Raw genomic sequence first — 21,394 nt, forward strand, 5'->3', positions numbered from 1 at the left:
CTGCTCTGTCTGTCAGAGCTGGTTGCCGACGAAGACCGTCAGGTCGACGAGGCGGTTGGAGTAGCCCCACTCGTTGTCGTACCAGCCGAGGATCTTCACCGAGGTGCCCTCCTGGACCATGGTCAGGGAGGAGTCGAAGGTGCAGGAGGCCGGGTCGCTGACGATGTCCGAGGAGACGATCGGGTCCTCGGTGTACGACAGGTAGCCCGCCAGGTCGCCGTCCTCGGAGGCCTTCTTGAACGCGGCGTTGACCTCGTCCTTGGTGACCTCGCGCTGCAGCGTCACGACCAGGTCGGTGGCCGAGCCGGTGGGGACCGGGACGCGCATGGCGATGCCGTCCAGCTTGCCCTTGAGCTGCGGGAGGACCAGCGCGGTGGCCTTGGCGGCACCGGTGGTGGTCGGGATGATGTTCTCGGCGGCGGCGCGGGCGCGGCGCAGGTCCGAGTGCGGGAAGTCCAGGATGCGCTGGTCGTTGGTGTAGGCGTGGACCGTCGTCATCAGGCCCTTGACGATGCCGAAGTTCTCGTCGAGAACCTTGGCCATCGGCGCCACACAGTTGGTGGTGCAGGAGGCGTTGGAGATGACGTGGTGGTTGGCCGCGTCGTACTTGTCCTGGTTGACGCCCATCACGATGGTGATGTCCTCGTCCTTGGCCGGAGCCGAGATGAGGACCTTCTTGGCGCCGCCCGCGATGTGCTTCTCGGCGTCGGCCTTCTTGGTGAAGATGCCGGTCGACTCGATGACGATGTCGACACCCAGGTCGCCCCACGGGATGTCGGCGGGGTTGCGCTCGGACAGCACCTTGATGGTGTGACCGTCGACGGTGATCGTGTCGGCGGTGTGCGACACCTCGGCCTTGAGGCGGCCCAGGATGGTGTCGTACTTGAGCAGATGGGCGGTAGTCGCGGTGTCACCCAGGTCGTTGACAGCCACGATCTCGATGTCAGCACCCTGCTCCAGCAGCGCGCGGAAGTAGTTGCGCCCGATGCGGCCAAAGCCGTTGATGCCTACGCGGATCGTCACGAACCGATCTCCTCGTTAGGTACGCCGGTTTTCGACGCCGGCGAGTTGTATGGGATGTCCCCGACCGCCTACGACCCTACCTCCCTGAGACCTCGGGAGTGACATCGAGACGGCCCATACACGGCAGGGCGGTCCGTACCCGTCAGTAGGGGTACGGACCGCCCGGGCCCGAAGACCCGATCACTCGATCCGACTACGAGGAGTCAGTCCTTGTTGACCGGCGCGTCACCCGTCGAGCGCGGCGAGCGCCTTGCCGATCAGCGCCGTCCGGTCGGCCGCCAGGGCGACGTGCTCCAGGCCGAAGCCCAGCAGCACGGTGTCGTCCGTGGTGACCGCGCCGTAGGTGCTGAACAGCTGGCCGGCGATCCCCCAGTCCTTGATGACCGCGGGGCTGCCCGCGGGCGGTCCGGGGACGCTCCAGGCGCCCAGCGACGTCTCGAAGCCCTCGGTCTCGACGGCGTTGCCGCCGATGACGACGGACGCGTTGTCCGCGAGGACGCCGTGGCCGCCGGAGCCGGGGTCGGTGATGTAGCTGAGCGAGATCTCGACCGTCTTCCCGGCGTACGCCGAGAGGTCGAAGCTCACCCGCTGCCAGCCGGTCGACGCCCCGGTGAGGCTGTTCCAGGAGCCGCTGGTGCCGGTGCCCGTGCAGGCGCCGTCGGTGAGCGTCAGGTACCGCTTGAGCGCGGGGTGCGCCGCGATGAAGTACCCGGCCCCGCACTCGGTGGGTACCACCGTGCTGGTCGCGCCGCCCGCCTCCGGGAGCGTGGTCCAGTCGTCGGCCCCTGCCGTGTGAGCTTCGAGGACTGCGTGGTCGTAGCCCTCCTCCGTGTCCCACAGCAGCTGCGTGCGCAATGCGGGCGCCTGGGCGGCGGTCACTCCGGTGAGGTCGATGGTGCGGGTGAGGCGGTTCCAGGCGTAGTCGGTGTGCGTGACGGCCGCCATGGAGGAGCCCTCGTAGGGGCCGTACGGGTTGACGGTCCCGGGGTACTGGCCCGCTCCCGCGCTGGCGAACTGCGGGTAGTCCTCCACGGACAGGTTCTCCGAGGTGACGCTGTAGGACCCGGCCGTGTCCAGCGGGTTGCCGGCCGCTGCGGCCAGGGCCCCGGTGAAGCCCGCGAGCTTGCCCGAGCCCTCGAAGGAGGTGGCGCCGGGCAGGGACGTACGGGAGTAGGCGCCCAGGTAGTACTGGCTGAAGTCGTTCGACGGGGTGCCGTCGCCGAGGTCGACGCTGCCGCCGGCCCGTTCGCCCGCCTCGATCAGCTTGCCGCCCTCGTTGAGGAAGGCGCGCAGCTGGAGCTGGGTGGGGTTGCCGGGGACGGATGCGCCCGTGTAGTGGACGACCGTGTCGAAGTGGTCCAGCACGCCGAGCGCGTCGGGTGCGCCCAGGGTGGCGACGTCCCAGACGATCGCCTTGCGGCCGTTGGCCTTCAGCGCGTCGACGTAGGCCTGCGCCTGTGTGGCGGCCGCGCCCTCCTCGGCCACGACGAGTGTGCCCGCCTTGGGCCGTGCGGCGATGGTGTAGGTGAAGTGCTCGCTGGAGGTGCGCTTCCCGGCCTTGGTCTCGCCGGTGAACCACACCTCGACCTTGTCGCCCGGTTCGCCGTCCTGCACCTTGGCCCGGTACTCGTCGAAGAAGATGTTGTCACCGCCGCCGAAGGTCTCGCCGCCCTTCCAGGGCTTGAGCGCGTTGTCCCACGTACGGCCGCCGTTGACACGGTACTTGAGCTCCTTGTCGCGCACGGACTTCCGTACGACGACCGAGACTTCCTGGTCGGCGCCGCGGGAGTACGACGTGGAGAAGCTCGATGGGGTGAAGTCGGCGGCGCTCAGGCCGACCGAGGAGGCCGGCTGGTCGGGGTGGGCGGCCGTCTCGGCGACCGAGAGCGCGAACGAGATGTTCTTCTCGAACTCCTGCTCGATCAGCGTCTCGTCGTCCGGGAAGTTGAAGACCGACTGGCAGTCGGCGGCGTTCCACTGGTCATCCGGGTTGATGTCCGACGCGGTCTGGCAGGTGGACATCTCGGGGGTGAACATCGCCATGCCGTTGACGTTCGACGCGTGGCCGTCCGCCTCGCCGTTGGTGGTGTAGAGCTCCGAGGAGACCTGCGGGTGGTACCCGGGGATCGCGGAGTTGTCGGGGGTGCCGGCGAGGGCCTTGTAGATGACGTCGTCCGGGCTCGGCGTGGCCACCTGCCAGCCGACTCCGTAGAGGAGGAGTTCGGCGGCGGAGTGGTAGTTGATGCCGTAGTCGAAGCCGATCCGCCGCTCGAAGGCGTCCAGCGCCTGCGTCTCGGGCTCGGAGCCCGGGCTCGCGCCGCGGTAGGTCTGGCTGGTCGGGTTCGGGGACGAACCCTCGTCGTCGTAGCCCCACTTGTAGGAGAAGTTGCGGTTGAGGTCGACGCCGTCGCCGGTGCTGATGACACCGTCGGCGTTGACGTCCCGCAGGTTCTTGCGCCACAGGCGGGTGTCGGAGTCCTGGAAGGTGTAGTCGTAGCCGTCCGGGTTGGCCGAGAGGACGAACCACAACTCGGTCGAGTCGACGATCTTCTTGACGCGCTTGTTCGTCGCGTAGTTGTCCAGGTAGTAGTGCATCATCCGGCGGGTCATTTCCGGCGTGATCCACTCGCGCGCGTGCTGGTTGGACACGTACAGCACGGACGGCTTGGCGCCGTCCTTGGTCCTCTTGGCGCCCTTGGTCAGTTTGAGCGCCAGGATGTCCTGGCCGTTGACGGTCTTGCCGATGGAGACGACCTTGGTGAGGCCGGGGTTGTCCTGGCCCGCCTTGAGGATCTCCTCCTGGAGACCGCCGGTTCCGCTGTACGGGCGGTACACGCCCTCGGCGGCGGCCTCGACGCGATTCTCGGCCTTGGCCGAGAGGGTGTGCTCCGTGAGGTCGACGCCCTGCTTCTCCAGCTTCTCGGCCTGCTTGTCGGTCAGATAGACCTCGACGGTGGCCGTGCCCTTCTCGGGCGCCTGCTCACTGAGTTCATGGCCGTCCTGTCCGGCCTGCAGCAGCAGGGGAATCTGTTTCTTGGTGACCTCGGCCCGGAAGACCTTCACCTCGTCCGTGTCGGACCCTGGTGAACTTCCGGGCTGCGCCTGGGCGATGGGCGCGATGGCCGCCCCGCCGAGCAGGAGCGCGCCGACAGCGAGGATCGATCTCGCTCTTCGTCTCATGAACCCCCCTAGCAGTGATCCACCACAACGGTGGACAAGTGCCAGGCTCATGACAGTTCATGATCATGTCAAGGGAGCCTCAAAGACGGACAAACGCCGGTGCCGCTCACCCAAGTGGGCGTCGGCACCGGCGTGTTGAGAATCTTCCGCGTCACTAGACGAGGTTGTCGGCCATCTCCTCGCTGAGGTTGGACTCCGTCCCCGGGATGCCCAGGTCCTGGGCCCGCTTGTCGGCCATCGCCAGCAGACGGCGGATACGGCCCGCCACGGCGTCCTTGGTCAGCGGCGGGTCGGCGAGCGCGCCCAGCTCCTCCAGGGAGGCCTGCTTGTGGTCCATGCGCAGCCGGCCGGCCGCCGCGAGGTGCTCGGGAACGTCGTCGGCGAGGATCTCCAGCGCGCGCTGGACGCGGGCACCGGCGGCGACGGCGGCGCGGGCCGAGCGGCGCAGGTTGGCGTCGTCGAAGTTGGCGAGCCGGTTGGCGGTGGCGCGGACCTCGCGGCGCATCCGCCGCTCCTCCCAGGCCAGCACGGACTCGTGCGCGCCGAGCCGGGTGAGCAGGGCGCCGATGGCGTCGCCGTCGCGGACGACGACCCGGTCCACACCGCGCACCTCGCGGGCCTTCGCCGCGATCGACAGGCGGCGGGCGGCGCCGACGAGGGCGAGCGCGGCCTCGGGGCCCGGGCAGGTCACCTCCAGGGACGATGACCGGCCCGGCTCGGTGAGCGACCCGTGCGCCAGGAACGCCCCGCGCCAGGCCGCCTCCGCGTCGCAGGTCGCCCCGGAGACCACCTGCGGGGGCAGGCCCCGGATCGGGCGGCCACGGCCGTCCACCAGGCCGGTCTGCCGGGCCAGCTGGTCACCGCCGGCGACGACCCGCACGACGTAGCGCGAACCGCGGCGCAGTCCGCCGGGTGCCATCACGATCAGCTCGGAGCTGTGGCCGAAGATCTCCAGGATGTCCCGCTTGAGCCGGCGGGCCGCCATCGCCGTGTCCAGCTCCGCCTCGATCACGATGCGCCCGCTCACCAGGTGGAGGCCGCCGGCGAACCGCAGAATGGCGGAGACCTCCGCCTTCCTGCAGCAGGTCCGGGTGACGGGGAGCCGGGAGATCTCGTCCTTCACCGCTGCCGTCATCGCCATGGGCCGATCCTTCCATGCATCCGAAAAATACGGTCGTACGCGGCGGCGAGGAGCTCCGTGTCATGCCGTGGAGTTCCGTCGGTCCGGGCCACCGGCGCCAGCTCGACCGCCGCCCCGAACCGCTTGGCGGCATCGCTCAGGGAGTCACGGTCGGGCACAGCGGCCTCGTCGGCCAGCACCACGTCCAGGGCGAGTTTAGGGGCGTGTCGTCCCAAAACCTCCAAATGACGCTGCGGGGAGAAGCCATCGGTTTCTCCCGGCTGCGGCGCGAGGTTCAGGGAGAGTACCCGGCGCGCCTTCGTCTCCGTCAGCGCGTCCAGGAGTTCGGGGACGAGCAGGTGCGGGATGACCGAGGAGAACCAGGAGCCGGGGCCGAGCACCACCCAGTCCGCGTCCAGCACCGCGGCGACGGCCTCGGGGACGGCGGGCGGGTCGTGCGGCACGACGTGCACGGACTGCACCTCGCCGGGGGTGAGCGCGACGGTCGCCTGTCCGCGGACGGTGTCGATGTCGTCGGGCCGGTCCGGGTCGTGCCCCTTGACCAGGGCCTGGAGCTCCAGGGGTACGGCGGACATGGGCAGCACGCGCCCGTGCGCTCCCAGGAGCTTGCCGACCAGGTCCAGGGCCTGCACGTGGTCGCCGAGCTGCTCCCAGAGGGCGACGATCAGCAGATTGCCGACCGCGTGCTCGTGCAGGTCGCCCTTGGACTGGAAGCGGTGCTGGATGACGCGGGCCCAGGTCTGGCCCCAGTCGTCGTCGCCGCACAGCGCGGCCAGGGCCTTGCGCAGGTCGCCGGGCGGCAGCACGCCCAGCTCGTCGCGCAGGCGTCCGCTGGAGCCGCCGTCGTCGGCCACGGTGACGACGGCGGTGAGGTCGCCGGTGATCCGGCGCAGTGCGGCGAGCGAGGCGGACAGGCCCATGCCGCCGCCGAGCGCGACGACCTTCGGCTGGGCGCCACGGCGGCGCGGCCGGGCGCCCCTGGCCTCGACGGGCCGGCCGGCGCGCCCCTCGGGAACGGTCCGGCGCAGCCTGCTCAGCCGCGGAGTACGTGCTGTCATTCCCGTCCCATGTCCCGGTGCACGACCACGGTCTCCACGCCCTGGGAGGCGAGGCGGGCGGCGAGCTTCTCGGAGGTGGCGACCGAACGGTGCTTGCCGCCGGTGCAGCCGACCGCGATGGTCACATAGCGCTTGCCCTCGCGGCGGTAGCCGGCGGCGATGAGCTGGAGCAGTTCGGCGTACCGGTCGATGAACTCCTTGGCGCCGGGCTGGTTGAAGACGTACGCCGACACCTCCTCGTTGAGGCCGGTGAAGGGGCGCAGCTCCGGGACCCAGTGCGGGTTGGGCAGGAAGCGCATGTCCACGACCAGGTCGGCGTCGACCGGGAGGCCGTACTTGAAGCCGAAGGACATGACGGTGGCCCGCAGTTCGGGCTCCTCGTCGCCCGCGAACTGGGCGTCCATCTTGGCGCGCAGCTCGTGCACGTTGAGGCTGGAGGTGTCGATCACCAGGTCGGCGTCGCCGCGCAGCTCGCGCAGCAGCTCGCGCTCGGCGGCGATGCCGTCGACGATGCGGCCGTCGCCCTGGAGGGGGTGCGGACGGCGCACGGACTCGAAGCGGCGCACCAGGGCGTCGTCGGAGGACTCAAGGAAGACGATCCGCCGGGTGACGTGCTTGGACTCCAGGTCGGCGAGGGACTCGCGGAGGTTGTCGAAGAAGCGTCGGCCGCGTACGTCGACGACGACCGCGATCCGCGCCACGTTGCCCTGGGAGCGGGCGCCGAGCTCCACCATGGTGGGTATCAGTGCGGGCGGAAGGTTGTCGACGACGAACCAGCCGAGGTCCTCCAGACATTTGGCGGCCGTGGACCGCCCGGCCCCGGACATGCCGGAGATGATCACCAGCTCGGGGATGGCCGCCTCGGGGACCCCGGCTGCTTCGATACCCGTACCCACCTGTGCTCCGTTTTCCTGGCCTGACTCCTGCGGAGTGTGATCATCGCCGGTTTCCTTGCGCGACTGATCTCGCTCGGCTGTGGACTTCTTGTCCTGCTCGCTCATGTCTCCTGCCCCCGTCGTTCGTCCCGGGTGCCCGCGGACACGGGCTCCCCCGGGGTGCCCGCCGTCGTCTCGGGCGCCCCGTCCGTCTCGTCTTCCATGATCTCTCCAGTCGCCGTGTTCACGGCGGGTGCGGCCGGGGCCGCCTGTGCGAGGGCCACGGCGATGGTCTCGGCCGTCTTGCGACCTATGCCCGGTACCTCGCAGATCTGATCGATTGTCGCCGCTCGAAGCTTCTTCACCGAACCGAAGTGCTTGATCAGCGCCTGCTTGCGGCTCTCGCCGAGGCCGGGTACGTCATCCAGGGGGCCCGCGCGGAAGCGCTTGGCGCGCTTGGCGCGCTGGTAGGTGATCGCGAAGCGGTGGGCCTCGTCGCGGACGCGTTGCAGCAGGTAGAGGCCCTCGCTGGTGCGGGGCAGGACCACCGGGTCGTCCTCGTCCGGCAGCCAGACCTCCTCCAGCCGCTTGGCAAGCCCGCAGACGGCGATGTCGTCGATGCCGAGCTCGTCGAGGGCCTTCCTGGCGGCGGCGACCTGCGGCCGGCCGCCGTCGACGACGACGAGCTGGGGCGGGTAGGCGAACTTCTTGGGGCGGCCGTCGTCCTCGGTGAGGGAGTCCTCGCCATCGGTCCACTCCCCCGTCTTCTCCTTCTCGGCGAGGTAGCGCCTAAAGCGGCGGGTGATCACCTCGTGCATGGAGCGGACGTCGTCCTGGCCCGCGAAGCCCTTGATCTGGAAGCGGCGGTACTCGCCCTTGCGCTGCAGGCCGTCCTCGAAGACGACCATGGAGGCCACCACGTCGTCGCCCTGGAGGTGCGAGATGTCGTAGCACTCGATCCGCAGCGGGGCGCTGTCCAGGTCGAGGGCCTCGGCGATCTCCTCCAGGGCACGCGAGCGCGTGGTCAGGTCGGAGGCGCGCTTGGTCTTGTGGAGGGCGAGCGAGTGCTGGGCGTTGCGCTGCACGGTCTCCATCAGGGCCTTCTTGTCGCCGCGCTGCGGGATGCGCAGGGAGACACCCGACCCACGGCGCTCGGCTAGCCACTCCTGGACCGGCTCCACCAGGTCGGGCAGGGCGGGGACGAGGACCTCCTTGGGCACGGAGTCGCCCTTCTCCTCGCCGTACAGCTGCTGGAGGGCGTGCTCGACGAGGGCGCCGGTGGTGATGTCCTCGACCTTGTCGGTCACCCAGCCACGCTGGCCGCGCACGCGACCGCCGCGCACGTGGAAGATCTGCACGGCCGCTTCCAGTTCGTCCTCGGCGACCGCGATCAGGTCGGCGTCGGTCGCGTCGGCGAGCACGACCGCGTTCTTCTCCATGGCCTTTTTCAGTGCCTCGATGTCGTCGCGCAGGCGGGCCGCCCGCTCGTACTCCATGTCCTCGGCAGCGTCCGTCATCCGCTTCTCCAGACGGCGGATGTACGTCCCTGTACGGCCGGCCATGAAGTCGCAGAACTCCTCGGCCAGTTCGCGGTGTTCCTCGGCGGAGACCCGCTCCACGCAGGGCGCGGAGCACTTGCCGATGTAGCCGAGGAGGCAGGGGCGGCCGGTGCGCTCGGCGTTCTTGAAGACGCCGGCCGAGCAGGTGCGGACCGGGAAGACGCGCAGCAGCAGGTCGACGGTGTCGCGGATCGCCCACGCGTGCCCGTACGGCCCGAAGTAGCGCACGCCCTTGCGCTTGTGGCCGCGCATCACCTGCACGCGCGGGAACTCCTCGTTCATCGTCACCGCGAGATACGGGTAGCTCTTGTCGTCGCGGTACTTGACGTTGAACCGGGGGTCGTACTCCTTGATCCAGGAGTACTCCAGCTGAAGTGCCTCGACCTCCGTGGACACCACCGTCCACTCCACCGACGCGGCCGTGGTGACCATGGTGCGGGTGCGCGGGTGGAGGTTCGCCAGGTCCTGGAAGTAGCTCGCCAGGCGCTGGCGCAGGCTCTTCGCCTTCCCGACGTAGATCACCCGGCGGTGCTCGTCGCGGAATCTGTACACCCCTGGGGAGTCCGGGATCTGTCCCGGCTTGGGGCGGTAGCTGGAGGGGTCGGCCATGTTTCACACCCTACTGGCGAGGGGTGACAGCGCGGTGGGCCTGTGGATAACGCCCCCAGGGGCTGCCGGGACTCCAGGAACGTGAGGACGGCCAGGACACGGCGGTGGTCGTCGGAGGCCTCCGGGAGCCGGCCAGCCCAGGCGTAGCCGAAGACCTTCGGGGCGTCGAAGTCGAGCAGGTCCGGCAGTTGGCCGTCGGCCGCGGCGGCGCGGACCTCGGCGTCGTAGTCGGCCACCGAGAGGTCCACGAGGCGGACCTCGACCTCGTCCTGGGACGCGTTGAACCGCCGCACCTCGGCAAAGGACTTCAGCACATTCCAGCTGCCCGGAAGCTATGCGCGTCGACTCTTTCCGGCTAGCCGGAAAGCGCAATCACCTGCTGGCTGACACCCTTTCCGCATGTCCATGCGCTGTCTTCTGGTCGATGACAGCATCCGGTTCCTGGAGGCCGCGCGCACTCTGCTGGAACGCGACGGCATACCCGTCGTCGGCGTCGCCATGTCAGGCTCGGAAGCTATCGCGCGGGCCGCTGAACTGGCCCCGGACATCGTCCTGGTGAATCTCGATCTCAACGGCGAGGACGGCTTCGAGCTCGCGGCCGAGCTCGCCGAGAGCGTCTCCTCGGTCATCATCCTGATCTCCACGCACTCCCTGGACGACTTCGAGGAGCTGGTCGCCGCCAGCCCTTCCCGCGGGTTCCTGCACAAGTCCGCCCTGTCCGCATGGGCCATCCGAGAGGTGCTGGGCAGCGAAGGAACGGGCGCGCCGCCTTGACTCGACGGGGTCACACATCGGCCAGGGGTACATCGCGGTTGCCTCCGAGGTGTTGTCGGGACTTGGTCAACACGCTTCAATGCGTGGGAGCTCGGGGCCAAGGCCCTGTCGCCAGATTCCCGCCGTCCGCCCGGAGCACGGCTGGGGGAACCTCCCACGCCCTTGAGGCAGCGGCGGAGGGAATCCGACGACAGGCCTTGAACGGCGGCGTACGGATGTGAAGGCTCCCCGGCGCCGACGGGGGTGGCCCCGACCAACCAGCGCGAACGGCCTGACCAGCCGTTGTGAACATTCACAGAAAGGCCCCTGCATGCCGCACGCCACACAGCACGCGGACGTCGCCGCCACCGACGTCGCCGCCGCGGAACTGGACACGGCCCTGCGAGGCGGCCCCTTCCATGTCGCCCTGCGCGCCGCGATAGCCGCCCGTGGGCTGCCGTTGCAGCGCGTGCAGCACCACCTGTCGCGCTACGGCGTCAAGGTCGGCGTCACGAGCCTGAGCTACTGGCAGCAGGGCGCCCGGCGCCCGCAGCGCCCCGAGTCGCTGCGCGCCGTGCGGGCACTGGAGGAGATACTCCAGCTGCCGGAGGAGTCGCTGATCCGGCTGCTCGCCGAGGCCGACGACCCCCGGCACCCGGAAGGGCGCTCCTACCGCTCCCTCGTCGAGGCCTCGGGCGTCCTGGAACGGCTGCTGGAAGAGCTGGAGTCGCCGCTCGACGGCGGGCTGCACACGCTGGGCCATCACGAGCGGGTACGCATCGGGGCACACCGTGAGCTCGCGGGGCGCGAGTCGCACCACATCGTGCGCGTGCACCGGGACGGCGTCGACCGCTTCGTGGCCGTCCACCACGGCGACCCGGGATGCACGCCGGAGCGCATCACGGTGCACGCCCTGGAGAACTGCCGTACGGGACGGGCCCGCTGGGACCACGACACCGGTGTGCTCGTGACGGAACTGCTCTTCGGCACCCGGCTGCGGGCCGGTGACACCTACCTCTTCCGCTACGCCGTCGAGGACGGCACGGCCGGCGTGTCCCGCGAGTACGTCCGGGGATTCGGCCTCGCGGGCGGCCAGTACGCGCTCCAGGTGCGCTTCGACGAGAACGCGCTGCCGGTGCGCTGCCACCGGTTCGCCCAGCACTCGGCGGCGGCCCCGCGCAGCGGACGTCAGGAGCTGAGGCTCAGCGGCCTGCATCACTCCGTGCACCTCGTCGAGCCGCGGGTGCGCTCGGGGATCGTGGGGATCGGCTGGGACTGGGAGTGATCGGTGGTTTGGTGGCAGTTCGTGCTGCTTGAGTGGACGTAAACGCTTGCGCAAGCGTTTACGTGCGCCGCCGAATGGGATACGTTCCCGGCCAGGAGGCATGCCTCGGTCCAGGAAGGGGAACGCGATGCCGACGATGGCCGACGTCGCCCGGAGCGCCGGTGTGTCCGTGGCGACCGTCTCGCACGTACTCAATGACACCCGGCCGGTACTCCCCCGCACCCGCCAGGCCGTACTGGACGCCATAGACGAGCTCGGCTACACCCCGAACACCCTCGCCCGCTCCCTGGTGACCTCCCGCACCCGGTCCATCGGGCTCGCGGTGTCCGCGATCAGCAACCCCTACTTCACGGAGATCCTCCAGGGCGTCGAGGCCGGTGCCCTGGAGCGGGGCTACAGCCTGCTCATCGCCGACCCGCACGACGACCCCGGGCACGAGATCAAGGTCGTCCAACTCCTCCACGAGCGTCGGGTGGACGGCATGATCGTCGCCCCCTCCGCGGACCCGCGCGAGCTTCTTTCCTACCTCGCGCGCCACGACGTTCCCACCGTGTTCCTCGACCGCGTGCCCGACGCCTCCTGGGCCGGCGAGCCGCGCTTCGACCAGGTCTGCGCCGACGGCGCGGAACCGACGGCCCGGCTGGTCACCCATCTCGCCGGACTGGGCCACCGCCGGATCGCCTTCATCGCGGGCCTGCCCGGCCTCAGCACCACCGGCGAACGCATCGCCGGTTACCGCCACGGCCTCGCCGCCGCCGGACTCCCCTACGACGAACGGCTCCTGGCGCACGGCGACTCCGAGTCTGCGCGCGCCCAACAGGCCACCGACACCCTCCTCTCCCTCGGCGCCCGGCCCACGGCACTCATCACCGCCAACAACGCGATGACCATCGGCGCGCTGCGTGCCCTGCGCGAGCACGGGCTGTCGGTGCCCGACGACATCGCCCTGTGCTGTTTCGACGACTTCGCCTGGGCGGACCTGTTCTCGCCCCGGCTCACCGCGATCGCCCAGCCCAGCAGGGACATCGGCGCGCAGGCCGTCCGGTTGCTGCTTGAGCGCCTCGCCACGCCCGACCGCCCCACCCGCACCCTGCGGCTCCCCTGCGCCTTCGTCCACCGCACCTCGTGCGGCTGTCCCGAACAGCCCCAACAGCCGGACCGACCGGCTCGCCCCGCACAGCCCGCGAAAGGAACCGTCTCGTGATCGTCGTCGCCGGTGAGGCCCTGATCGACCTGGTACCGCAGGGCACAGGCGCCCTCGCGGGGCTGCAGCCGGCACTCGGCGGCGGCCCGTACAACACCGCCGTGGCGCTCGGCCGTCTCGGCTCCCCCGCCGCCTTCTGCTCCCGCACGTCGTACGACGCCTTCGGTGAGGCCCTGCTCGACGGGCTGCGCGTGGCGGGTGTGGACGTCTCGGCGGTGCAGCGCGGCGGGGAGCCGACCACGCTCGCGGTCGCCACGATCGACGGGAACGGGTCCGCCGCCTACTCCTTCTATGTCGAGGGCACCGCCGACCGGCTGTTCACGGAACCCTCCGAACTCCCCGCCGCCACACGCGCGGTGTGCTTCGGCACCTGTTCGCTCGTCCTGGAGCCGGGTGCGAGCGCCTACGAGGAGCTGATGCGGACCGCGGCAGCGCAGGGCGTGTTCACCGTGCTCGACCCGAACATCAGGGCCGGCTTGATCCCCGACGCCGACGCCTACCGGGCACGGTTCAAGAGCTGGCTGCCGTCGGTGTCGCTGCTCAAACTCTCCGAAGAGGACGCCCAGTGGCTGGGCGGCACGCCGCGTGAGTGGCTGGCCGCCGGGCCCTCGGCCGTCGTGATCACCCTGGGCGGCGACGGACTGACCGCCTTCACCCGGGACGGCGCGGTGCACTCCGTGCCGGGCGAGAAGGTCGACGTCGTGGACACGATCGGCGCCGGCGACACGGTGAACGCGGCCCTGCTGCACGGCCTGGCCGCCCAGGACGCCCTGTCCCCGGAGGCACTCGCCGGCCTGGGCCCCGACGGCTGGACACGGCTGCTGCGATTCGCGGCACGCGCGGCGGCGATCACCTGCTCACGAGCGGGAGCGGAGCCGCCGTACGCGTCTGAACTGGGCGACTTGTAGGCGGTATTGCCCCGCTGGGCGTGATGTTGTCAAGGTTCAGCTGGACATGCAGTTCGTCGAACCGCAGGGCCAGGGTGGCTGATTGTGGAACGAGCGGCGCCCCGCGGGGAGTTCCCGCGGGGCGCCGCACTTTTTCCGGACTTGTCGGGCCGGCCCGCTCGGACGGGATCAGGCCTTTCGTGCCCGCGTCGTCTTCTTCGCGGGCGCCGCCTTCTTCGTGGCCGTGTTGTTGGCGGTCTTGGCCGTGGCCGTCTTCGTCGCCGACGATTTGGCCGCGACCGTCTTCTTGGCCGCCGTCTTGCGCGGGGCCTTCACCGGGGCCGCGTCGCTGATGCGGTCGGGGACGAGGATCTCGCGCAGGAACTTGCCGGTGTGGCTGGCGGGGGCTCCGGCGACCTGCTCGGGGGTGCCCTCGGCGATGACGAGACCACCGCCGGCGCCGCCCTCGGGGCCCATGTCGACGACCCAGTCGGCGGTCTTGATCACGTCGAGGTTGTGCTCGATGACGATGACCGTGTTGCCCTTGTCGACCAGGCCGGCCAGCACCTTCAGCAACTTGCTGATGTCCTCGAAGTGCAGACCGGTGGTCGGCTCGTCCAGGACGTAGACCGTGCGTCCGGTGGACCGCTTCTGCAGCTCGCTGGCCAGCTTCACACGCTGAGCCTCGCCGCCGGACAGGGTGGTCGCGGACTGACCGAGCCGGACATAGCCGAGACCCACGTCGTTCAGCGTTCTGAGGTGACGGGCGATCGCGGGGACCGCCTCGAAGAAGTGCATGCCTTCCTCGATCGGCATGTTCAGGACGTCGGCGATGGACTTGGCCTTGTAGTGGACCTCCAGGGTCTCCCGGTTGTAGCGGGCACCGTGGCAGACCTCGCACGGGACGTACACGTCCGGCAGGAAGTTCATCTCGATCTTGATGGTGCCGTCGCCCGCGCAGTTCTCGCAGCGGCCGCCCTTGACGTTGAAGGAGAAGCGGCCCGGCAGATAGCCGCGGACCTTCGCCTCGGTCGTCTCCGCGAACAGCTTGCGGACGTGGTCGAAGACGCCGGTGTACGTCGCCGGGTTCGACCGGGGGGTACGGCCGATGGGCGACTGGTCGACGTGGACGACCTTGTCGACGAGGTCGTCGCCGTCCACACGCGTGTGCCGCCCGGGCACGCTCCTCGCGCCGTTCAGCTCCCGGGCCAGGTGCGTGTACAGGATGTCGTTGACCAGGGTCGACTTGCCGGAGCCGGACACGCCGGTGACCGCGGTGAACACACCCAGCGGGAACGAGACGTCGATGTCCTGGAGGTTGTTCTCGCGGGCGCCGTGCACCGTGAGCTGCCGGGACGGATCGCGCGGGCGACGGATGTCGGGCAGCGGGATGGACTTCTTGCCGGACAGGTACTGCCCGGTCTGCGACTCGGCGTTGGCGAGCAACTCCTTCAGAGAGCCGCTGTGCACGACCTTGCCGCCGTGCTCGCCCGCGCCCGGACCGATGTCGACGATCCAGTCGGCGACCTTGATGGTGTCCTCGTCGTGCTCCACGACGATGAGCGTGTTGCCCATGTCGCGCAGCCTGACCAGGGTCTCGATGAGCCGGTGGTTGTCGCGCTGGTGCAGGCCGATGGACGGCTCGTCGAGGACGTACAGGACGCCGACGAGGCCGGAGCCGATCTGGGTGGCCAGGCGGATGCGCTGGGCCTCGCCGCCGGAGAGCGTGCCGGCCGCGCGGTTGAGCGAGAGATAGTCCAGGCCGACGTCGACCAGGAACCGCAGTCGCTCGTTGACCTCCTTCAGCACGCGCTCCGCGATCTTCTTGTCGCGGGCGTCGAGCTTCAGCTTGCCCAGGAATTCCGCGCAGTCGCTGATCGACATCGCGGAGACCTCGGCGATCGACCTGTCCATGATCGTGACCGCGAGGACGATCGGCTTGAGGCGTGTGCCCTCACAGGTGGGGCAGGGCACCTCCCGCATATAGCCCTCGAAGCGCTCGCGGCTGGCGTCGCTCTCAGCTTCGCCGTGCCGCCGCTTGACGAAGGGGACGGCGCCTTCGAAGGGCGTGGTGTACACGCGCTCGCGCCCGTACCGGTTGCGGTAGCGGACCTCGATCTGCGTCTTGTGCCCGTAGAGCAGGGCCTTCTTGGCGCGCTGTGGCAGACCCGCGAAGGGGATGTCGGTCCGGAATCCCAGCGCGTCCGCGAGAGCGCCGATGAGGCGGCCGAAGTAGTCCTTGGTGTGACCGTGCGACCAGGGGTGGATGGCGCCCTCGTCGAGGGACTTGTCCTCGTCGGGGACGATCAGTTCGGCGTCGACCTCCATGCGCGTGCCGATGCCGGAGCACTCGGGGCAGGCGCCGAAGGGCGAGTTGAAGGAGAAGGAGCGCGGCTCCAGCTCCTCGAAGGACAGGTCGTCGTACGGGCAGTACAGGTGCTCGGAGTACATGCGCTCGCGCTCGGGGTCGCCCTCGGGGAGGTCGACGAAGTCGAGCACGACCATGCCGCCGGCCAGACCGAGGGCCGTCTCGACGGAGTCGGTGAGGCGGCGCTTGGCAGACTCCTTCACCGTGAGGCGGTCGATGACCACCTCGATGGTGTGCTTCTCCTGCTTCTTCAGCGTGGGCGGGTTGGAGAGCTGGATGGTCTCGCCGTCCACGCGCGCGCGGCTGTAGCCCTTGGTCTGGAGGTCGGCGAAGAGGTCGACGAACTCGCCCTTGCGCTCGCGCACCAGCGGCGACAGCACCTGGAAGCGGCTCCCCTCCGGCAGTTCCAGGACCCTGTCGACGATGGCCTGCGGCGACTGGCGCGAGATCGGGCGGCGGCACTCGGGGCAGTGCGGCTTGCCGATGCGCGCGAAGAGCAGTCGCAGGTAGTCGTAGACCTCGGTGATGGTGCCGACCGTGGAGCGCGGGTTGCGCGAGGTCGACTTCTGGTCGATGGAGACAGCCGGGGAGAGGCCCTCGATGAAGTCGACATCCGGCTTGTCCATCTGCCCGAGGAACTGGCGGGCGTACGAGGACAGCGACTCCACGTAGCGCCGCTGTCCCTCGGCGAAGATGGTGTCGAAGGCCAGCGAGGACTTGCCCGACCCCGACAGGCCCGTGAAGACGATGAGCGAGTCGCGTGGCAGGTCGAGCGAGACATTCTTCAGATTGTGCTCGCGCGCGCCACGGACGATGAGACGGTCGGCCACGCCGGTCCGCACCTTTCTTGAGAGAAGTGACAGGGGCGGGGCCCCCATCGATTTCTCAGACTAGGGGGAGCCACTGACAACGCCGGTCGGATTCCCGGTTGCTTAACAATCCCCGACCATCCAGCATGCCCGACGCCGCGTCCGACCATATAGCACGCGCATTCGATTTGCGGGGGCAGTCGACCACCTTCACCCAAACGTGTGGCGGGGCTAGGGTCGGATCCATGATTGATCACGCGCGCGACCTGGGATCTGTACGTGACGCGACGGAACGACTGCTCACCGCAGCCGCCAAACTGGACAACGCTTCCGTGGCCGAGCCGTCACGGCTCCCCGGCTGGACCCGTGGCCACGTCCTCGCCCACCTGGCCCGCAACGCCGACGCTCTCGTGAACGTCCTGGAGGGACGTCCCATGTACGTCTCCGTGGACGCCAGGGACGCCGACATCGAGCGTGACGCCCCGCGCGCCCTCGACATCCAGCTCGCCGACGTGCGCGAGAGCGCGGCCCGCTTCCAGGAGGCGGGTACCGCGCCCGCGGACTGGTCGCGCACGGTGGAGCTGCGGGGCGGGGTCACCGACTCCGCGTCCCGGGTGCCGTTCCGGCGGTGGGTCGAGGTCGAGCTGCACCATGTGGATCTCGGGGCCGGGTACGAGCTGGAGGATCTTCCGGCGGAGTTCACGCAGCGGGAGACCGACTTCCTGGCCGAGCGGTTCACCGGGCACCCCGATGTCCCGCCCACCCGTCTCACGGACGGCACGCGCGCGTGGAGCACGGGCCGGGAGACGTCCGAGCCCGAGGTCACGGTCAGCGGCGGCCCGGCCGATCTGCTCGGCTGGCTCGCCGGCCGCCGCGACGGATCCGCGCTGACCGTCAGGGGCGGATCTCTGCCGACGCTTCCCCCTCTGTAGTCATGGTGCCGGGTCGACCTCGGCGCGGGTTCCTCCTCCGCTCCCCCGCTATAGGCTGACCGCCATGACGTACAGCGGAGCGGTGAAGGTCGGCGGACCGGCCGACGTGCATGAGTTGCAGGACCTGATCATCACGAAGATCGCGGTCGGTCCGATGGACAACAACGCCTATCTGCTGCGCTGTCGGGCCACGGACGAGCAGTTGCTGATCGACGCGGCCAACGACGCGGACACGCTGCTCGGCACGATCGGTGACGACGGCATCGCGTCCCTCGTCACCACGCACCAGCACGGCGACCACTGGCAGGCACTCGCCGAGGTCGTGGCGGCCACCGGCGCCCGGACCTACGCGGGCCGGGACGACGCCACCGGCATTCCCGTGCCGACCGACGTCCTGGTCGACGACGGCGACACCATCCGGGTGGGGCGCGTGGAGCTGACCGCGCGCCATCTCATCGGGCACACGCCGGGCTCGATCGCCCTCGTCTACGACGACCCGCACGGGCACCCCCATGTGTTCACCGGGGACTGCCTCTTCCCGGGCGGTGTGGGCAACACCCGTAAGGATCCGAAGGCGTTCGCCAGTCTGATCCATGACGTCGAGACGAAGATCTTCGCGGTGCTCCCGGACGAGACCTGGGTCTATCCGGGCCACGGCAACGACACCACGCTGGGCGCGGAGCGGCCGCATCTGCCGGAGTGGCACGCGCGGGGGTGGTGAACGCGGGCGGTACGCACCGGCGTACGAGGTGCGAGCCCACGCGGGGCGCGACCGCAATGGGCGCGTGCCCCGGCGTGAACACGTAGCGCACGCCCGGCGCGTGCGCCCCGCGTGAGCCTCAATTCGCGCGCTGCGCGCGTGCCCGCCGCACGCGCCCCGTGTGAAGCCTTCACACACGCCGGTGGCGAACGCGCACTCCCGGCGCACCTGGTTGCGGAGTCAACTGGAGGCAGCCCCGCACAGGAAGACGGCTCCTGCGCGGTATGGGCCGCCGGTCTTTCGATCCCCGCCCTCGACCGGCGGCCCCGGCGAGCCGTCCACAGCGACCGTTCACAAGACGGCAACACCCGTTCCCACTATGCGGACAGTTGCCGCTGTGACCTGGACAAACGGGACGATGGACTGTCACTCTCCCGCCATGCACCTCGCCTCTCGCGCTCTGCGCCGCGCAGTCGCCGCCGCGACGATAGCCCTGCTCGCCACAGCCGTCGGTTGTGCTCCGCAGCCGGAGGAGAAGGCGAGCGACACGTCTTCCGGGTCGGCCGGAAGCACCTGCGCCAAGGGCAAGTTGGCCACCAAGACCTCCGGCAAGCTGACGATCGCGACCGACGAGCCCGCGTACGAGCCGTGGTTCAAGGACGACAAGCCCGCCAACGGCGAGGGCTTCGAATCGGCGGTCGCGTACGCCGTGGCCGATGAGCTCGGGTACGACAAGAGCGCCGTCGTCTGGCAGAGCGTCCCCTTCAACAAGGCCTTCGCGCCCGGGGTGAAGACCTTCGACTTCGACATCAACCAGGTGTCGATCAGCGCCGAGCGCAAGAAGGCCGTCGACTTCTCGTCCGGCTACTACGACGTGCGCCAGGCCGTCATCGCGCTGAAGGACAGCAAGGCCGCGAAGGCGACCAGCCTCGCGGATCTCAAGGGCCTCAAGCTGGGCGCCCAGGTCGGCACCACGAGCCTGGACTACATCAACGACGTGGTGAAGCCGACGCAGGACCCCGCCGTGTACGCCAAGAACGACCAGGCCAAGTCGGCGCTCAAGAACGGCCAGGTCGACGCCATCGTCACCGACCTGCCGACCGCCTTCTACATCACCGCGGCCGAGGTGACGGACGCGAAGATCGTCGGGCAGTTCGAGAACCAGGGCGGCACGCCGGAGCAGTTCGGCCTCGTCCTCGACAAGGGCAGCTCCCTCACCTCGTGCGTCACGGACGCGGTGGACACGCTGCGCAAGGACGGCACGCTGGCGAAGATCGAGCAGGAGTGGCTCTCGGACGCCGTCGACGCCCCGGTGCTCAAGTGACGATCGCGAAGGCGGAGTCCGGCCCGGAGGGCGCGGACGGCAAGGGTGACATGCCCGGCGCGGGGGACGGGTACGTCCCGTCGCAGCGACGGCTGGACCGCGAGCGCTTCAAGCGCACCCGCGCCCGCCGCGCGACCGCGCTGGCCGCGGCCTCGACCCTCGTCACGGGCGTCGTCCTGTACCTGGTCGTCGTCAGCGCGCCCGGCTGGCCGCGCACCAAGGAGACGTTCTTCGACTGGGGGTACGCGCGCGAGGCGTTCCCGAAGGTCCTCGAAGGGCTGTGGCTCAACGTGCGGCTGCTGCTGATCTGCGGCGTCGCGGTACTCGTTCTGGGCATGCTGATCGCCATCGCCCGTACGCTGCGCGGTCCGGTGTTCTTCCCGCTGCGGGTGCTGGCCGCCGCCTACACCGACTTCTTCCGCGGGCTCCCGCTGATCATCAACCTGATGATCGTGGTCCTGGGTGTCCCGGCGCTGCGGCTGCAGGGCGTGACCGTCGACCCGGTGCTGCTCGGCGGTACGGCGCTGACCCTGACGTACTCGGCGTACGTCGCCGAGGTGTTCCGCGCCGGCATCGAGTCCGTCCACCCCTCGCAGCGCGCCGCGGCCCGTTCGCTGGGCCTCAGCAACCGGCAGGCGCTGCGCTTCGTGGTGCTGCCGCAGGCGGTACGCCGTCAGGTGCCGCCCCTGCTGAACGACCTGGTGTCGCTCCAGAAGGACACCGGTCTCGTCTCCATCGGCGGCGCGGTGGACGCCGTACGGGCCGCCGACATCATCGTGGGCCGCAGCCTCAACTACACGCCGTACATCGTCGCGGGGCTGGTCTTCGTGGCGCTGACCATCCCGATGACCCGCTTCACGGACTGGGTGACGGCCCGGATGGACCGTCAGCGGGCCCAGGGAGGCACGATATGAGCAGCACGCCCACCGAAGGTTCTCCGGTTCTGCGCATGGAGTCCGTCCGCAAGACGTTCGGCGAGTCGGTCGTACTGCGGGACGTCGACCTGGAGGTCGCCCCGCACACGGTGACCGCGCTGATCGGCGCCTCCGGCTCCGGCAAGTCCACGCTCCTGCGCTGCGCGAACCTCCTGGAGGACATCGACGACGGCGCGATCTGGCTCGACGGTGAGGAGATCACCGACCCGCGCGTCGACCAGGACGCCGTGCGCCGCCGTATCGGCGTGGTCTTCCAGGCGTACAACCTCTTTCCGCACATGACGGTGCTGGAGAACATCACGCTCGCCCCGCGACGGGTGCACGGCGTGTCCCGCGAGGAGGCCGAGGAACGTGCCAGGGAGCTCCTGGAGCGGCTCGGGCTCGGTGGGAGGGCGGGCGAGTACCCGGACCGGCTGAGCGGCGGCCAGCAGCAGCGGGTGGCGATCGTGCGCGCTCTGGCCGTACGTCCCCGGCTGCTGCTGTTCGACGAGATCACCGCGGCGCTCGACCCCGAGCTCGTGGGCGAGGTCCTCAGCGTCGTCCGCGACCTGAAGGACGACGGCATGACCATGGTGCTGGCCACACACGAGATGGCCTTCGCGCGCGAGGTCGCCGATCAGGTTTGTTTTCTGGACGGAGGCGTGGTCCTGGAGCGCGGCACCTCGGAACAGATCTTCGGCGAACCGCAGCAGGAGCGCACGCAGCAATTCCTGCGACGGATCGTGGAGGCGGGACGCCTGTAAGGGGCGCAC

The 21,394-nt window shown here is 69.7% G+C and carries 17 protein-coding genes; 9 read left to right on the forward strand and 8 right to left on the reverse strand.

Translation table 11 applies throughout. The features are described 5' to 3' along the window. Positions 1–12 precede the first annotated feature (12 nt). The 7 genes from gap to AC5DRG_RS13240 all read right to left on the reverse strand — a co-directional run bounded on the left by gap (position 13) and on the right by AC5DRG_RS13240 (position 9,759). Entirely contained in the window at positions 13–1,023 is a 1,011-nt protein-coding gene (gap, locus tag AC5DRG_RS13210) for a type I glyceraldehyde-3-phosphate dehydrogenase (protein ID WP_491810447.1), read from the reverse strand. Positions 1,024–1,248: 225 nt separating this feature from the next. Further along, complete coding sequence (locus AC5DRG_RS13215) at positions 1,249–4,203, reverse strand: M14 family metallopeptidase (RefSeq protein ID WP_491810449.1); 2,955 nt, start codon at positions 4,201–4,203, stop codon at positions 1,249–1,251. A gap of 154 nt (positions 4,204–4,357) precedes the next feature. Next, positions 4,358–5,344, reverse strand: a complete 987-nt coding sequence (gene whiA, locus AC5DRG_RS13220) for a DNA-binding protein WhiA (RefSeq protein WP_491810451.1) — start codon at positions 5,342–5,344, stop codon at positions 4,358–4,360. Next, positions 5,335–6,402 carry a gluconeogenesis factor YvcK family protein gene (locus AC5DRG_RS13225; RefSeq protein WP_491810453.1) on the reverse strand — a complete coding sequence of 356 codons (1,068 nt, stop codon included), beginning with the start codon at positions 6,400–6,402 and terminating at the stop codon, positions 5,335–5,337. The genes whiA and AC5DRG_RS13225 overlap by 10 nt, the downstream gene beginning before the upstream one ends. Continuing rightward, positions 6,399–7,403, reverse strand: coding sequence for an RNase adapter RapZ (rapZ, locus tag AC5DRG_RS13230; protein ID WP_491810455.1), 1,005 nt, complete (start codon positions 7,401–7,403; stop codon positions 6,399–6,401). Before rapZ ends, AC5DRG_RS13225 begins: the two co-directional genes overlap by 4 nt. Next, entirely contained in the window at positions 7,400–9,445 is a 2,046-nt protein-coding gene (gene uvrC, locus AC5DRG_RS13235) for an excinuclease ABC subunit UvrC (protein WP_491810457.1), read from the reverse strand. The genes rapZ and uvrC overlap by 4 nt, the downstream gene beginning before the upstream one ends. Further along, positions 9,355–9,759 (reverse strand): hypothetical protein, encoded by a 405-nt coding sequence (locus AC5DRG_RS13240; protein WP_491810459.1) that lies wholly within the window; start codon positions 9,757–9,759, stop codon positions 9,355–9,357. Before AC5DRG_RS13240 ends, uvrC begins: the two co-directional genes overlap by 91 nt. A gap of 85 nt (positions 9,760–9,844) precedes the next feature. On the opposite strand from AC5DRG_RS13240, the gene AC5DRG_RS13245 reads away from it, so the two are divergent. From AC5DRG_RS13245 to AC5DRG_RS13260, 4 genes are all read left to right on the forward strand, one after another. Further along, on the forward strand, positions 9,845–10,219 hold the full coding sequence (locus AC5DRG_RS13245) for a response regulator (protein ID WP_491810461.1): 375 nt from the start codon (positions 9,845–9,847) through the stop codon (positions 10,217–10,219). A 310-nt stretch (positions 10,220–10,529) separates the two neighbouring features. Next, positions 10,530–11,483 (forward strand): hypothetical protein, encoded by a 954-nt coding sequence (locus AC5DRG_RS13250; RefSeq protein WP_491810463.1) that lies wholly within the window; start codon positions 10,530–10,532, stop codon positions 11,481–11,483. Positions 11,484–11,610: 127 nt separating this feature from the next. Continuing rightward, positions 11,611–12,687 (forward strand): LacI family DNA-binding transcriptional regulator, encoded by a 1,077-nt coding sequence (locus AC5DRG_RS13255; protein WP_491810465.1) that lies wholly within the window; start codon positions 11,611–11,613, stop codon positions 12,685–12,687. Beyond that, a complete protein-coding gene (locus tag AC5DRG_RS13260) occupies positions 12,684–13,595 on the forward strand; it encodes a carbohydrate kinase family protein (RefSeq protein WP_491810466.1) in 912 nt (303 codons plus the stop codon). The genes AC5DRG_RS13255 and AC5DRG_RS13260 overlap by 4 nt, the downstream gene beginning before the upstream one ends. A gap of 168 nt (positions 13,596–13,763) precedes the next feature. On the opposite strand, the gene uvrA is transcribed toward AC5DRG_RS13260, so the two are convergent. Continuing rightward, complete coding sequence (gene uvrA / locus AC5DRG_RS13265; protein ID WP_491810468.1) at positions 13,764–16,772, reverse strand: excinuclease ABC subunit UvrA; 3,009 nt, start codon at positions 16,770–16,772, stop codon at positions 13,764–13,766. 224 nt (positions 16,773–16,996) lie between these two features. On the opposite strand from uvrA, the gene AC5DRG_RS13270 reads away from it, so the two are divergent. The 5 genes from AC5DRG_RS13270 (at position 16,997) to AC5DRG_RS13290 (ending at position 21,385) form a co-directional block, all read left to right on the forward strand. Continuing rightward, positions 16,997–17,683: a maleylpyruvate isomerase family mycothiol-dependent enzyme gene (locus AC5DRG_RS13270; RefSeq protein WP_491810470.1), complete on the forward strand. Its 687-nt coding sequence runs from the start codon at positions 16,997–16,999 to the stop codon at positions 17,681–17,683. A gap of 64 nt (positions 17,684–17,747) precedes the next feature. Further along, a complete protein-coding gene (locus tag AC5DRG_RS13275) occupies positions 17,748–18,404 on the forward strand; it encodes an MBL fold metallo-hydrolase (protein ID WP_491810472.1) in 657 nt (218 codons plus the stop codon). A gap of 418 nt (positions 18,405–18,822) precedes the next feature. Then, positions 18,823–19,707: an ABC transporter substrate-binding protein gene (locus AC5DRG_RS13280; RefSeq protein WP_491810474.1), complete on the forward strand. Its 885-nt coding sequence runs from the start codon at positions 18,823–18,825 to the stop codon at positions 19,705–19,707. Next, on the forward strand, positions 19,704–20,621 hold the full coding sequence (locus AC5DRG_RS13285; RefSeq protein WP_491810476.1) for an amino acid ABC transporter permease: 918 nt from the start codon (positions 19,704–19,706) through the stop codon (positions 20,619–20,621). Before AC5DRG_RS13280 ends, AC5DRG_RS13285 begins: the two co-directional genes overlap by 4 nt. Next, positions 20,618–21,385: an amino acid ABC transporter ATP-binding protein gene (locus tag AC5DRG_RS13290; protein ID WP_491810478.1), complete on the forward strand. Its 768-nt coding sequence runs from the start codon at positions 20,618–20,620 to the stop codon at positions 21,383–21,385. The genes AC5DRG_RS13285 and AC5DRG_RS13290 overlap by 4 nt, the downstream gene beginning before the upstream one ends. The last annotated feature ends 9 nt before the right edge of the window (positions 21,386–21,394 follow it).

It is taken from the genome of Streptomyces sp. JLBG701, from assembly GCF_058544905.1.